The 13,602-nt window shown below is 39.9% G+C and carries 12 protein-coding genes; 6 read left to right on the forward strand and 6 right to left on the reverse strand.

All coding sequences use genetic code 11. The features are described 5' to 3' along the window. Positions 1-28: 28 nt before the first annotated feature. Positions 29-1,420: a hypothetical protein gene (locus tag ACEW80_RS25405; RefSeq protein WP_373529255.1), complete on the forward strand. Its 1,392-nt coding sequence runs from the start codon at positions 29-31 to the stop codon at positions 1,418-1,420. A gap of 262 nt (positions 1,421-1,682) precedes the next feature. Here the strand turns inward: ACEW80_RS25405 and ACEW80_RS25410 are convergent, their stop codons facing one another. Further along, positions 1,683-2,384, reverse strand: a complete 702-nt coding sequence (locus ACEW80_RS25410; RefSeq protein ID WP_373529256.1) for a diacylglycerol/polyprenol kinase family protein — start codon at positions 2,382-2,384, stop codon at positions 1,683-1,685. Positions 2,385-2,445: 61 nt separating this feature from the next. On the opposite strand from ACEW80_RS25410, the gene yidD reads away from it, so the two are divergent. From yidD to ACEW80_RS25430, 4 genes are all read left to right on the forward strand, one after another. After that, positions 2,446-2,682, forward strand: a complete 237-nt coding sequence (gene yidD, locus ACEW80_RS25415; RefSeq protein WP_373529257.1) for a membrane protein insertion efficiency factor YidD — start codon at positions 2,446-2,448, stop codon at positions 2,680-2,682. Positions 2,683-2,865: 183 nt separating this feature from the next. Further along, complete coding sequence (locus tag ACEW80_RS25420; RefSeq protein WP_196517717.1) at positions 2,866-3,051, forward strand: hypothetical protein; 186 nt, start codon at positions 2,866-2,868, stop codon at positions 3,049-3,051. A gap of 45 nt (positions 3,052-3,096) precedes the next feature. Next, the gene (gene ychF / locus ACEW80_RS25425; RefSeq protein WP_373529258.1) at positions 3,097-4,188 is read left to right on the forward strand and encodes a redox-regulated ATPase YchF; all 1,092 of its coding nucleotides are present in this window, start codon (positions 3,097-3,099) and stop codon (positions 4,186-4,188) included. Positions 4,189-4,201: 13 nt separating this feature from the next. Then, positions 4,202-4,336, forward strand: a complete 135-nt coding sequence (locus tag ACEW80_RS25430) for a hypothetical protein (RefSeq protein WP_373529259.1) — start codon at positions 4,202-4,204, stop codon at positions 4,334-4,336. Between the two features lie 103 nt (positions 4,337-4,439). Here ACEW80_RS25430 and ACEW80_RS25435 read toward each other — a convergent pair whose 3' ends face one another. The 5 genes from ACEW80_RS25435 to fabG all read right to left on the reverse strand — a co-directional run bounded on the left by ACEW80_RS25435 (position 4,440) and on the right by fabG (position 12,666). After that, on the reverse strand, positions 4,440-5,996 hold the full coding sequence (locus ACEW80_RS25435; protein WP_373529260.1) for a glycosyltransferase family 39 protein: 1,557 nt from the start codon (positions 5,994-5,996) through the stop codon (positions 4,440-4,442). A gap of 82 nt (positions 5,997-6,078) precedes the next feature. Continuing rightward, positions 6,079-8,370 carry a response regulator gene (locus tag ACEW80_RS25440; protein WP_373529261.1) on the reverse strand — a complete coding sequence of 764 codons (2,292 nt, stop codon included), beginning with the start codon at positions 8,368-8,370 and terminating at the stop codon, positions 6,079-6,081. 5 nt (positions 8,371-8,375) lie between these two features. Beyond that, positions 8,376-8,801 carry a response regulator gene (locus ACEW80_RS25445; RefSeq protein ID WP_373529325.1) on the reverse strand — a complete coding sequence of 142 codons (426 nt, stop codon included), beginning with the start codon at positions 8,799-8,801 and terminating at the stop codon, positions 8,376-8,378. 17 nt (positions 8,802-8,818) lie between these two features. Beyond that, positions 8,819-11,392 (reverse strand): GAF domain-containing protein, encoded by a 2,574-nt coding sequence (locus ACEW80_RS25450; RefSeq protein WP_373529262.1) that lies wholly within the window; start codon positions 11,390-11,392, stop codon positions 8,819-8,821. Positions 11,393-11,898: 506 nt separating this feature from the next. Then, entirely contained in the window at positions 11,899-12,666 is a 768-nt protein-coding gene (gene fabG, locus ACEW80_RS25455) for a 3-oxoacyl-[acyl-carrier-protein] reductase (protein WP_373529263.1), read from the reverse strand. 245 nt (positions 12,667-12,911) lie between these two features. Between fabG and trxA the strand changes: the two genes are divergently transcribed. Further along, positions 12,912-13,229: a thioredoxin gene (trxA, locus tag ACEW80_RS25460; protein ID WP_373529264.1), complete on the forward strand. Its 318-nt coding sequence runs from the start codon at positions 12,912-12,914 to the stop codon at positions 13,227-13,229. Positions 13,230-13,602: the final 373 nt, after the last annotated feature.

Here is a 13,602-nt window from a genome sequence, read left to right on the forward strand (position 1 = left end):
AGTAACGACTTTAAAAGTAATCGAACAAATGGGAAATAAATTACCAAAAACTCTAGGTATTGGTTTAGACCAACTTAAATCAAAAGTTACTAATAAGATTTTATTCAGTAGCCTCATAGGATTCTTTACTTTGCTTGGGATTTCTACTTTCTGGTTTAAATCCAGATATGATTTTAATAATCAGATGACGGTTAAACTTCAAGAACTATCTAATGCCGAGTATCCAGCAAATCCTGCTCCATTGGGCAAAAACTTTCAAAGATATTCCAATCGAAAATTAACAATTATCAAGAGGGATGAAACTCATTTTGATTTTGTACTGGAACCGACAAATAACAAAACAGCAAAGATAGTTATAAAAAATGTTGATTTAAAGCTATTAGTACCTAAAGAACCAAAATGGGTCAAAAAAGATAAAGCTTTAGAACTAATCGCCTTTACAGACCGTGAGTGGAACAGGCAACAAGTTAGCTTTCCCGATAATTCAAAAAATATAGAAGTTATCGGAGGAGATGGTTTTGAAAAGCAAAATCTTGTAGAGGTTGCTTTGGCTAACAATTGCTTAAATGCTGGATTTTGGGAAATTTTGCTTTTCACTAAAGAAGATAATAATAAATCTCTCTATTATCAAAGTTGGTTTACCTTTCCTATAGGACATTACAAAAATATATTTGAAAAGAACAATAATATTTCTTATTGGCAGCATTGGTGGAGATTAGAACACTGGCAAGATCCAAGTGGCACAGTAATAAATACTAATTCTCTCAGGAAGGTAATTGATGAAAAAGAAGCCTTTACACAGTTCCCAATCGATGAAAAAATTATTGTAGCAGGAGAGCAAAGTAGGAAAATCAGGACTACACTAGCAACTAACTTGACTAGCTGGAGGGATATTTATAAGAGTGAGAATAAAATTAAATTTGCAACTTTTCGACCACCAGGATTCTACGATCCCAATAAACCTTGGGGAAATGAATACTGGAGAATAGGGAAATTTGAAAAAACTATTTTGAGAAACATTCAACCTATCGGGGTTAAGCAAAATTTACAGGAAATAGAGTTGCTACTAAGAGATACAAAAACTGGTGAACAAAATAGATTATTTATCAGTGGAATCAATATCCAAAATCTTCCGAAATTGCCTGTAAAAGAATATTATAAAGGCTCATATATGCCTATGGGAATTGGCATACCTCCTTTTTATCAAAGTTACGAAGAATTAACAAAGTCTCCTCCACATGAAAGCCCATTCTTCAGTTTTTTGCTAGATTCAAAAGATAGGTGGATAGACCATCACCATTTAGCAGTTGATGGTTCAGTGATGCACCTTGATCAGGAGAACCCAAATCTTTTGCATCTTTATTTACTCTCCTACGAAAGGAATACCTTAATTGCTCATTTCTTACTCTATTTGAAATAGATGCATTACATTTTAGAGGTTGTTTGAAAAGTGGTTGGCTGTGATTTTAAGCACTTATTGATCCCTCCTAACCCACGCCAGTCACTCATGGGGAAACCCCCTTGGCGCTAGCCTCTCCCTTTGGGAGAAGACCGCGCTGGCTCCCCTTAAAAATGGGGGAACCGGAATCAAAGTCCCCCAATTTATCGGAGGATTTAGGGGGATCTAGAACGTTTTGCTACCGACAAGAGGACTTTTCAAACATCCTCTTAGAAGTCCGTTACTAATTCAAGACTAAGTGACTTAAGAAGAAAGCAAGGGCTGCACTGCCTAAAGGAACTGTCAAATTGTCAATACCCAAAAATGAAACAGCCTCTAAAGCAGTAGCTATAACTGCCACTATCAGCGATATCGCCCAAGTTTGCCAACTGTTTCCTTGAGTTCCAACTAAAATTAAACTACTGACAAGATAGCTAACGAGCATCATAGTTAGGGAGCCTTCCCAACTTTTTTGCGTCCCAAAAACTTTATACTTGTGTGTACCAAAGCGTTGCCCAATCAAGGCTGCTAATCCATCTCCCCAAGTCATTATCAAAATTCCTAGTGCTGCGTACTGGGGTTGTTGTAAGTACCAAAACCACGCAACTAAAATACCGAAACTGACAGAGTAAAAAAATGTCCCTAAACTTTGGCGGCCAACGCTATTAATACCAGGAAGAATGGGCAATCGGTAGGATAATAAGGTGATTGCACTCGCTAAAATTGAAGCTGTAATCCCTACGCTGGCGGGAATATTGAGCCACCAAGCGATTAAAATCACATTACCAGTGCCAATATGAACTATCTTCCGCACGATTTCTGGCTTGTCGGCGAAGCGGTTTACCACCGATGCAATTAGGAGGATGAGTAACACCCAAATTGCAGCCAAGGCAATTTGCAGCCAAAAAACCGGAATTGAGGTGAAGTCAGAAAATGTAATTAACAAAGATGCGACGAAATGAAAATTTTTACCTCTGTTACTAATTTATAAGATTTGGGTAACTGTAATGAAACTATTATTTATTTGGCTGATTCGGGGCTACCGAATGTTTATCTCGCCGTTGTTTCTCCCAAGTTGTCGCTTTCAACCAACTTGTTCGATGTATGCTATTGAAGCTATTGAACGATTTGGAGTGTTACGTGGTGGGTGGATGGCAACTGGGCGGATTTTGCGCTGTCATCCGTTTCATCCAGGTGGTTACGATCCAGTGCCAGAGGTGGTAGACAAGGTGAAGGAGGAGTAGTTTGGTAAGCTTTGCGTGAATCGTGGGTAATTTTAACGCAAAGGAGCGCAAAGGGAAGCGCAGAGGGACGCAAAGTTGTTTTAGTCAAAGGAAGTGTTCGTGGGTATAGTCTTTTGGGGAGATGTCAACGGCTGAGGTTGTCATCTAGGTTGAGAAGGTTGAATAATTTAATTTAGATTTACCATGATTAATCCCACTGCGATTTCTATACCAGAACCACAAATTCCTACTCCTGGCCCGAACCCGCTACCTAGTCCCGAACCTGTACCGGGGCCAGGGATACCCCAACCCTTACCAGAACCAGTACCTGCTCCCATTCCTCAAACAGTTCCAGGGCCAATTCCCCAAACCATACCGGAACCTGTTTGAATTAACTTGGTAATGTAATCCAAAATCCCAAATCTAAAATCCAAAATGCTAAGAGCCGGAATTGTCGGACTTCCCAACGTCGGAAAATCTACTTTATTTAATGCTGTAGTTGCTAATGCCAAGGCCGAAGCAGCTAACTTCCCTTTCTGCACGATTGAACCAAATGTCGGCGTTGTGGCAGTACCGGATGAGCGGTTAAATGTTCTTGCTAAGATTGCCAGTTCGGCGCAAACTATTCCGGCGCGGGTGGAATTTGTAGATATTGCCGGTTTAGTTAAAGGTGCAAGTCAGGGTGAGGGACTAGGGAATCAATTCCTGTCCCACATCCGGGAAGTTGATGCGATCATCCATGTGGTACGTTGTTTTGAAAATGACGATATTATCCACGTTGCTGGTTCTGTTGACCCAGCGCGAGATATTGAAATCATTAATATAGAACTGGGTTTATCAGATTTATCACAAATTGAGCGGCGAATTGACCGGACTCGCAAACAAGCTCGTACCAGCAAAGATGCACAATTTGAAGTCTCAGTATTAGAAAAATTAGCTGCGGCTTTAAATGAAGGTAAATCGGTGCGTCAGGTAAGCTTGAATGAGGAAGAAGCAGAAATTATTAAGGGACTGGAACTGCTCACTTATAAACCGATTATCTACGCCGCCAATGTATCTGAGGATGAGTTGGCAACTGGTAATGCTTTTGTGGAAACAGTGCGGCAGATTACAGCGACAGAAAATGCCCAAGTTGTAATAGTTTCTGCACAAGTTGAAGCGGAATTAGTGGAATTACCAGAGTCAGATAAAGCCGATTTTCTTGCGTCTTTAGGTGTGGAAGAAGGCGGTTTAAAATCATTGATTCGTGCAACTTACGCTCTATTAGGCTTACAGACATATTTTACCTGTGGTCCTAAAGAAACCCGCGCTTGGACAATTAATGCTGGAATGTCTGCACCTCAAGCCGCAGGTGTAATCCACAGTGATTTTGAGCGGGGATTTATTCGTGCCGAAACTGTTGCTTATAACGACTTGGTAACAACTGGTTCAATGAATGCTGCGAAGGAGAAAGGGTTGGTTCGCAGTGAAGGGAAAGATTATGTTGTGCAGGAGGGGGATGTAATGTTGTTCCGATTTAATGTCTAGGGGTAATTAATCAGTGGCCGTTATCAATCAAGATAATGGTCAAGTTACACCAAGTTGCGTAGGCTTTACCCGCCGTAGGCATCGCTCTAAAGAACTTGACAAAATATTCGATATATGCCTAGTTCCGATGCGAGGCGATCGCAAATAAGTAGTAAGATAAAATTAATTACACAAATTTTTACCTAAAATCTCATATATAAATAGCTCTATCTGATTACTTAAACCAGCATTTCTCAAAATCTAATTGCAGTCTACTTTTTTACTAGACGTTTTAAGTTGTTCAAATCTTTGACTTTTTCTATTCTGTAATTTGATTTAAGTTGTTCCTGCATTGAACCCGAAGCTTTATATAAAAAAATATCATTAAAGTTTTCTGGTACTACAGGGACTTTAGGTTTCACTAGAAGTTTCAGTTTTACGTCTGAATCGAGAATCCAAGCTAAGGGAAGAATATTGCCAACTGAAGTATCACTAATAACTAATGGACGAGCAACTGCATTGATTGTACGGGCTACAGGGCGAATTGAATAACTTTGTATTTTACTCCACCATCCTTCCGATTGAGAACTCAAAATACAAGAAATAATTCCACTTGAGATTAACATCACCATTACACTCGACCATAGCCTTTTTTGCCAAATTTGTTGGGAGACAATTTTCTTACTAAGAAGATAAGCAACAGCAATTTGAATTCCTAAGTACGAGGGAAATAAATATCGAGACATTGCCGAGCGCTGCCACCGGAAAATTACATCGGGAATCATCAGAGAAAAAGCTAATATGGCAATTAGGGTTAGGATAAATATCCAGATTCTTGGAGAAGACTTTTTATATAAGAAATAGAGAGAGTAAATAGTTAAAGCAGTAGTTAGTCCAATCAGGATAAATGTCAAAAAATTTCCTGATTTATTGTCTATATCTATAAACAGGCGACTGATATTTAGCATCCATCTGTATACCAAACTATCATTACCATTTGCAGATAGAAGTATAGGCAAACGCTGAGTAGACCAATCTGTAGTTTTATTAACTTTTTTGTAATTAATAAGTACAATTATTAGCCAGGGCATAAAAACTATGATGGCAGATGTATATGAAAGCAAAGAGTAAATAATAATTTTATTAAGTTTAAAACTTTGTTTAATTAAAAGATATGTGAGATGACTAATTAAGATAAACCCACTAAACAAAAAGGCGTACAAACTTGCTATGGCAGATATGGCATAGATACACCAAGTAAATCTTGTGTTTATCCGAATTGCTCTTAAAAAAGTTACACTTGACAAAAGAGTGGTGGCAATCCATAAACTATACTCTCTCGCTTCCTGAGCATATAATATATGAAACGGAGAAATAGCGATCAGAAGGGTTGCTAATTTCGCAGTCAAATGTGATTCAAAAAGTTCTACGCATAACCAATAGATTAAGGGAAGTGTCAAAAAACTGAATATTGCCGATAAACTTCTGATTACAGATGTTGAACTTCCAAATAATTTCATCCACAGTTGCAAAATCACAAAATATAGAGGTGGATGCTGTGAATCTTCTCTAGCAAGAGATTTAATCACATCAAAAAATCCTCTTGTTGAATTTGTCTTCAAATAATCTTTTAGTTTATCAGAGCCAATCTCATTACCATCATAAGTCTGCTGAATTAATTCGGTTTCTGTATAACCAGCACTTCTTAATGATGTAATTGTTTCATCAAACCAATAAACTTTCTTATCTAAATTATAAAATCTAAAAAATATCCCTAATGTTAAGACAGCGATGAAAAGAATATTGAATAAAATAAGAGGCTTTTTCATAGTTATAAAGCTTGAAAAACTTTCTACAAAATAAATGATTCTAGCATTCTGTGACGGATTTCTCAATATCAGCTACTCTCATTTATCTTGCCTGCTTACTTAGTACTTTCTGTAAAGAAAGCAATAATTCGTTTACAGTATACGGCTTCGACAAAAAGGTATTGACACCAAGGGCAGCAATTGTGCCTAGCTTATTGCTAGACATTAGGCCACTGGTGGCAATAATTCTAACCTCTGGGTTGATTTTTTGCAAAGTACGGATGGCAGTTAAACCATCCAAAGAGGGCAGCATTACATCCATCAGTACGGCACTAATTTTTTCCATGTTTTTAGCATAGAGTGCGATCGCTTCAATGCCATCACTGGCTACTATAGCTTTGTAGTTGTGAGTTTCTAGCGATGTTTTCGTAATCTCTAAAATGGCGGGTTCATCATCCACAACCAGAATCAATTCTCCCTCTCCTGTCGACGGTATCAAATCTGCTTGCTTTAGTGTTTCCATTCCTTCCACTGCTGGTAAGTAAACCTTAAAGCTGGTGTCAGCTCCCAGTTCGCTATCAACGTTCACAAAACCTTTGTGGCTTTTAATGATACCTAGCACAGTGGAAAGTCCCAGCCCTGTACCCTTACCCACTTCTTTTGTGGTAAAAAATGGCTCGAAAATTCTATCTAAAATTTCTCTAGGAATTCCGATACCCGTATCAGAGACAGTAACTACTATATAATGCCCAACTTTAGCTCCCCAGTTCATCCGGGCATAATTTTCGTCAATTAACAGATTTTCGGCAGAGATTATTAAAGTACCACCATTAGGCATAGCATCGTGGGCGTTGACGCAGAGGTTCATCAGCACTTGATGCAGTTGGGTACTATCTCCAGAAACCATCCACAAATCCTGTGGTACATCAGTGCTGATTTCTATGGATTTGGGAAATGTCTCTTTAAGAACCTTGGCAAGTTCCACAATTATATGTCTGAGTTGCAAAGTGATGCGTTTCCCTTCCACACCCCGCGCAAATGACAACACCTGTTTAACTAAATCAGCGCCACGTTTAGCATTAATTTCTAAAATCTCTAGTATATGACGAGTCCGCTCATCCACATCGGGAAATTTGAGCGGTAACAGTTGCGCTCCTGCCAAAATCGGTGTCAGAATATTGTTGAGGTCGTGAGCAATGCCACTAGCCAAGGTGCCAATACTTTCCAGGCGTTGAGCGCGAAACAATTGGGCTTCTAGTTGTTTTTTCTCGGTAATGTCTGTATCAACAGTGAGAATTGATTTAGGTTTCCCTTGTTCGTCGTACACCAAACTCCAGCGACTAGCAACGAGGATTTCCTTATCAGTTTTAGTAAGTTTAGTTAATTCGCCCTGCCACATCCCTTTACTAAGAACTTGCAATAGAGCCGCTTCAATTTCCGGGCAAGGTTCGTCATACAAAAGCTCACTTGCATTTCTGCCCCAAGCTTCTGTAGCTAGCCAGCCGTAAAGTGTCTCTGCACCTTTGTTCCATAAAATAATTTGATTGTTTAAATTTCTTACGCAAATAGCATCTGTGGTGACATCAAGTAATGCTGCTTGTTCGCGGATTTTTTCTTCTGCTAACTTGCGTTCCCGTAGCGCAGCTTGTCGCTCGCTAATATCAATACTCGCACAAGTCACCCCAACAATTTCTTGCGTTTCATTCCGCAATGGCTCGATAGTTAAGTCGTAATATCGAGTTGCTTCTTTGATTGTAATTGATACTTCTTCTCGTGTTCCTATGCCCGTGGTCAATACTTGAAGTTTAATAGTGGTAAGACGTTGAGCATCTTCAATTGGGATGATATCTAAGTCTTGTTTGCCCAATATTTCCTCAACCGTCAATCCATAAGAGGGATTGTAAACCCAGGTGTAACGTAACTCCATATCCTGGTTATAAACAAAGATTGGGGAGTTTTTGAGAGCAACCCGAAATCGTTCCTCACTCTGTCGCAGTGCGTTATCTGCCCGTTGACGTTCGATTGCATAACGCATTGAGCGCACCAGCAAGTCGCCAGTGACTTGCCCTTTGACTAAATAATCCTGCGCTCCTTCTTGCATTGCCCTAATTGCCAGGGTTTCATCGTCTATACCCGTCAGTACAATTATCGGAGTCGCTTTTGCCTGATTGTGAGCGATGATAAAGGTTTCTAATCCCTGACTATCTGGTAGCGAAAGGTCTAACAGAATTACATCAAAATCTTCTCTAGATAAGTCTTTGAGAGCTTCCAAAAGGCGTTCAACGGGCATTAACTCAACTACATCTGTGGTAACTTCCTTTAATAACTCTTGTAACAAAAAGACATCACCAGGGTTGTCTTCTACTAACAAAACTTTTATATTATTAGCTGCCATTTCCATTACTCCGGTGGCAGTTTTACGATCGCAAACCAAAAATTTTCTATTGATTTTACAATTTTAACAAATTGATCAAAATCTACTGGCTTAGTTATATAACAGTTTGCAGAAAGGTTATAAGCTTCAAGGATGTCTTCTTCAGCTTGGGAAGTCGTCAAAATCACCACAGGAATTCGTTTAAGATTTTCATCTCCTTTGATTTCTGCCAGTACCTCCCGCCCATCTTTTCTAGGAAGGTTCAAATCGAGTAGTATAATATCTGGATGGGCTGCTTGAGCATATTTTTCTTGTTTTCGCAAGAATTCTATTGCTTCTACACCATCTTCAACCACGTTTAAGTGAACCGAAATTTTGCTATCTTCCAGGGCGATGCGTGTGAGTTGGGCATCGCCAGGATTATCTTCTACTAACAAAACCTCAATAGGCATAATTGCCTTTTCGCTGCTCACGATTGCTTACCTGCTCTATCTGGAATTGTGAAGTAGAAAGTCGAGCCTTGACTCGGTTTCGACTCAACCCAGATATGTCCGCCGTGGCGTTCTATAATTTTCTGACAAATTGCTAGACCAATTCCAGTACCTGGATACTTGTTTATACCATGCAAGCGTTGAAAAATTATAAAAATTCGTTTAACATACTGGGCTTCTATACCTATACCATTATCGCGCACCCAAAACAAATATTCGTTGAGTTGAGTGGGGAGTGGGAAGGATGAGGTAGTATTTTCTTCCCCAGCTTTTATATCTCTCTTCACTACCCCAATATGAATTTGTGGCTGCTGATTCTGGCAAAATTTGATGGCGTTGCCGATGAGGTTTTGAAATACTTGGATCAATTGGGTGGCATCAGCCATCACTTCCGGTAGAGGATCATGAGTGACAACTGCTTTACTTTCGACGATCGCCAGTTGAAGATTAGCGATCGCAACTCCTAACACAACATTACCATCAACTGGCATAAAAGGCTGACCACGGCTGCTGACGCGGGAATAGTTCAATAAATCATTAATTAGCGTCTGCATCCGGTGTGCCCCATCTACAGCGTAGGTGATAAACTGATCGGCATTGGCATCTAGTTTATTTTTGTATCTTCGCTCTAGTAGCTGTAAATAACTAGTTACCATCCGCAACGGCTCTTGCAAATCATGGGAAGCGACGTAGGCAAACTGTTCTAATTCCGCATTAGAACGCGCCAGTTCTTGACTTTGCTGGGTTTCTTTTTCTAATAGTTGCGCTTGAGATAAAGCAATTCCAATTTGGTTACCTAGTTGTTCTAACAACTCCGTCTCAAAGTTATTCCACTGTCGAGGTGCAGCACATTGATGAGCCAGCAACAAGCCCCAAATACCTTGCCTGACGATAATTGGTACTACGAGGTTAGCTCTGATAGCAAACTGCCCAAGAAATTCTCGATGGCAGGGGCTAATATCAGAAGATTCAATGTCTTCAATTTTACTAACTCTTCCTTGGCGATATCTTTCTAAGTATTCTTCTTTAAAACAGGTGTCGAGCAGATTTTTTCCTAGAATTACCGGCCAACCAGGTAGCACCGTTTCTTGTACCACTGTTCCCGAACCGTCAGTCTCTAGTTGAAAAATCAAAACTCGGTCAGCTTGTAGTAGTTTTTGCACCTCAGTAACCGCAGTCTGAAGAATTTCCTCAATTTGTAAAGATTCTCGAATTTTCAGAGTGATTTCAGCAAATAGTTGCGATCGCAGATTTTGCCGTTTTAATTCCTCTTCTGCTTGCTTGCGATCTGTGATATCAGTATAAGAACCGACCATCCGTACTATATCACCTAATGCGTCCCCAAGTGCCTGTCCTCGATCTAGAATCCATTTATAGCTGCCGTCTTGGCATTGGACTCGATATTCACAGACGTAAAACGGTGTTTTCTTGGCAAAGTGGTCTTGGAAGGCTTGAAGTACCCAATCTCGCTCATCGGGATGGATTCGTTTTTTCCATTCATCCCAACCGTTGGAAACTTCGTCGTCTTTATACCCCAACATTTTTTTCCATCGAGTTGAGAAGAACACTTGATTAGTCTTGAGGTTCAAATCCCAAATCCCATCATTATTACCATCTAATGCTAATTGCCAGCGTTTTTCACTCTCTTCTAGTGCTTCTGCTGTTTTCCGTCGTTCAGTAATGTCTTGGAAATAAACAGATAAGCCGTCTCTTGCGGGATAAGCGTGGACTTGAAGCCAGCAGTTTAGTGGCGGATAAAACTCCTCAAATTCCACACTTACCTGTTCTAAAATTGCCCGATGATACTCACGATAGAATGTTGTGCCAATGATTTCTGGAAACACTTTCCAGATGCTTTGACCCAATATTTCATTCTGGTTTTTTTGCAACAGCCGTTCTGCTTGACCATTGACGTAGGTGAATCGCCACTTTTTATCCAGGGCAAAAAAACCATCAGTGATGCTTTCGAGCAGATTAGTCATCCGGGTTCTCGCAGCTTCAGATTGAGCGCGAGCTGCTTGCTCGTGCGTCATTAGTTTCTCGGTAATTTGAGATATCTCAATTACATGACGCCTGAGTTCTAGTTGGTCGATTACCAAACGACTTAGAGCTACAAACGCCTCCATTTGTTTTTGGCTCAATTGCCGTGGAACTTGGTCAATTACACACAGAGTTCCCAGCATATCTCCCTTAGGAGTAATTAGGGGTACACCTGCATAAAACCGCACATAGGGATAGCCAGTCACTAGCGAATTCTTTGCCAATTTTTCATCAGCTAGAGTATCCGTAACCACTACAACGTTACGCCGCTCTTGGCAAAGGTATGAGAACCCACTACTCAGAGGCATTTCTGATATATCTAAGCCTACTTTTGACTTAAACCACTGACGGTTTTCATCAATAAAATTTACCAAGGAGATAGGAGTGCCACAAATGAATGCCGCTAACTGAGCAAGATTGTCGTAGGCTTCTTCGGGTTCAGTGTCAAGAATTTGATACTGGCGCAGAGCTTCTAGTCTTGCCATTTCTGTATCAATGTGTGCAGCTTTCATTAACTTTTATTAATAAATTTAAATGTTATACCTAGTCCGCAGCATGGCTATCTAAAGAACAGATTAACATTTTTTAACAATCCTAGTCATTTCCCCACCTCTGACTGTTCAGGGAAGTCTGTTTAAATTTTTTCAAAATGCTACATCTACATTAAAAGTAATGCATATAGCAATCCGATTTGATTTCTGAAATTATTTGCGTAGGCTAGGAGTGGGAAGTAGGGAAGAAGTCCCTTTAAGTTGTACTGAGTTTGTTCAAAAATCAAATATGAGTCCTATATTAGCAAGGTATTTCCGTTCTTGACTTCTATGTTAAGTTTACTTTTGAGAAAGTTGAGATACCACTCTCATAACCTATATTATTTAAACGTTTAAATAAATCTTGCATACTAGTTAAACTCTTTTATAATATGCATCATATTTTTAGGGATTTGGTATTAAGATGGCGCGTTAGCTTATGGCGTAACGCACCCTACAAAAATTACTAACTCCTAAGTAAGGACTATTTACGCCATCACCATACCGCCATCGACATTAAATACTTGTCCGGTGATGTAGGCTGCGGCAGTATCGGCGGCGAGAAAGCGCACCATCCCAGCGACTTCTTCTGGTTGCCCGAAACGAGCGAGTGGGATGTATTTGAGAATATCTTCGGGGTTCTTGAGATCACTGGTCATGTCGGTGGCGATGAAGCCAGGGGCGACGGCGTTAACTGTGATGCCACGAGAAGCAAGTTCTTTGGCAACGCTTTTGGTAAAGCCGATGACACCTGCTTTAGCGGCGCTATAGTTTGATTGACCTGCGTTGCCCATTTGTCCAGCTACGGAGGTAATATTGATAATCCGCCCCGATCGCTGTTTGAGCATGATTTTACTGACGGCGCGTGTACATAAAAAAACACCAGTCAAATTAAGGTCTATCACAGCTTGCCAATCTTCTAACTTCAAGCGCAAAAGCAATGTGTCGCGGGTAATACCTGCGTTGTTGACTAAGATATCCACACGGCTAAACTTTTCCATGACGGCGTTAACCAGTGCGTCTACTTGATCAATTTTAGAAACATCAGCTTGAAAAGCGATCGCTTGACCTCCCCCATCGATAATTTCTGTAACAACTGCGTCGGCAGCTGCACTAGAACTGGCATAATTAACAACTATATTGGCTCCCTGTGCGGCTAATTCAATTGCGATCGCTCGCCCAATTCCCCGTGAAGCACCCGTAATAATAGCTACCTGTCCCCGTAAGCCCTGCAAATTTTCACTCAAAACTTCCATGAAATATTCCTCAACATTTTGAATCACCGCGCTAATTATCTTATGGTGATTTGTACTTAATACTTATATACTTTGAATGTTAAATTTAAATATTACCCTATAACTACACCACCCGAAACAAGGTATCTATACCTTTTGGATTGGTAGTAAAATCCAACAACAATAAAAATAAAATGAGTTTACACTGATTCCAGATAGCAAGTATTAATATTGGAATCAAACAATAGAAAATCGGTGTGTATGACATGGCAACTAAAAAACAATTTAACAGCTTTGAAGAGATGCTCTCTGCTTCTGATGTACCTGTATTGGTAGATTTTTATGCTGAATGGTGTGGCCCGTGTCAAATGATGGTGCCAATTTTAGAACAAGTCAATGCCCAACTCAAAGATCGCCTGCGGATTGTCAAAATCGACACCGAAAAGTACACGGAGTTGGCTAGTCAGTATGAAATCTCCGCTCTACCAACTTTAGTCTTATTTAAGCAGGGTCAGCCTGTGGAACGGATTGAGGGTGTAAAACAAGCAGCAGATTTGGTAAGACATCTACAAACAATTATTTAAGCTAGCGTTAAGAATTTAGCTTTTAGCTCCTTGATGCGCGAAATATTGCATCTTTTTCAGTAGCGCAGCTATCTGCGCTACCTAAAAATCACCGTTTGATTAAACTCCTAGCAGATAAAACCTGAAGCAAATATTAAGTATATCTACCTATATGTCTTCAGAAAGTAGTTTAGAAATTGAAATCGCTATATGGTATAGATATAACAAAATATATTGACAAGTGAGATAATTTATGCTATTTAAGCGGGAAGCACCTGACAAAGCCTATATTTGGGTGAATTTTGTCAATGCGTAAGTTCTGGTGGTTTCAAAAATGCCTTGTTTGTGGTTTGAAGCGTTTATGTTTGCAGTTCGCTACACCTATCTTGCTGGG

Origin of the sequence: Nostoc sp. (assembly GCF_041747015.1) — a bacterium.
Classification (GTDB): domain Bacteria; phylum Cyanobacteriota; class Cyanobacteriia; order Cyanobacteriales; family Nostocaceae; genus Nostoc.

Excerpts from the sequence above, each read along its gene's own strand:
- ACEW80_RS25450 (WP_373529262.1), bottom strand. The coding sequence starts at position 11,392 with ATGAAAGCTGCACACATTGATACAGAAATGGCAAGACTAGAAGCTCTG.
- ACEW80_RS25405 (WP_373529255.1), top strand. The coding sequence starts at position 29 with ATGGGAAATAAATTACCAAAAACTCTAGGTATTGGTTTAGACCAACTT.
- ACEW80_RS25440 (WP_373529261.1), bottom strand. The coding sequence starts at position 8,370 with ATGGCAGCTAATAATATAAAAGTTTTGTTAGTAGAAGACAACCCTGGT.
- yidD (WP_373529257.1), top strand. The coding sequence starts at position 2,446 with ATGAAACTATTATTTATTTGGCTGATTCGGGGCTACCGAATGTTTATC.
- ACEW80_RS25435 (WP_373529260.1), bottom strand. The coding sequence starts at position 5,996 with ATGAAAAAGCCTCTTATTTTATTCAATATTCTTTTCATCGCTGTCTTA.
- ACEW80_RS25445 (WP_373529325.1), bottom strand. The coding sequence starts at position 8,801 with ATGCCTATTGAGGTTTTGTTAGTAGAAGATAATCCTGGCGATGCCCAA.
- ychF (WP_373529258.1), top strand. The coding sequence starts at position 3,097 with ATGCTAAGAGCCGGAATTGTCGGACTTCCCAACGTCGGAAAATCTACT.
- fabG (WP_373529263.1), bottom strand. The coding sequence starts at position 12,666 with ATGGAAGTTTTGAGTGAAAATTTGCAGGGCTTACGGGGACAGGTAGCT.
- ACEW80_RS25420 (WP_196517717.1), top strand. The coding sequence starts at position 2,866 with ATGATTAATCCCACTGCGATTTCTATACCAGAACCACAAATTCCTACT.
- trxA (WP_373529264.1), top strand. The coding sequence starts at position 12,912 with ATGGCAACTAAAAAACAATTTAACAGCTTTGAAGAGATGCTCTCTGCT.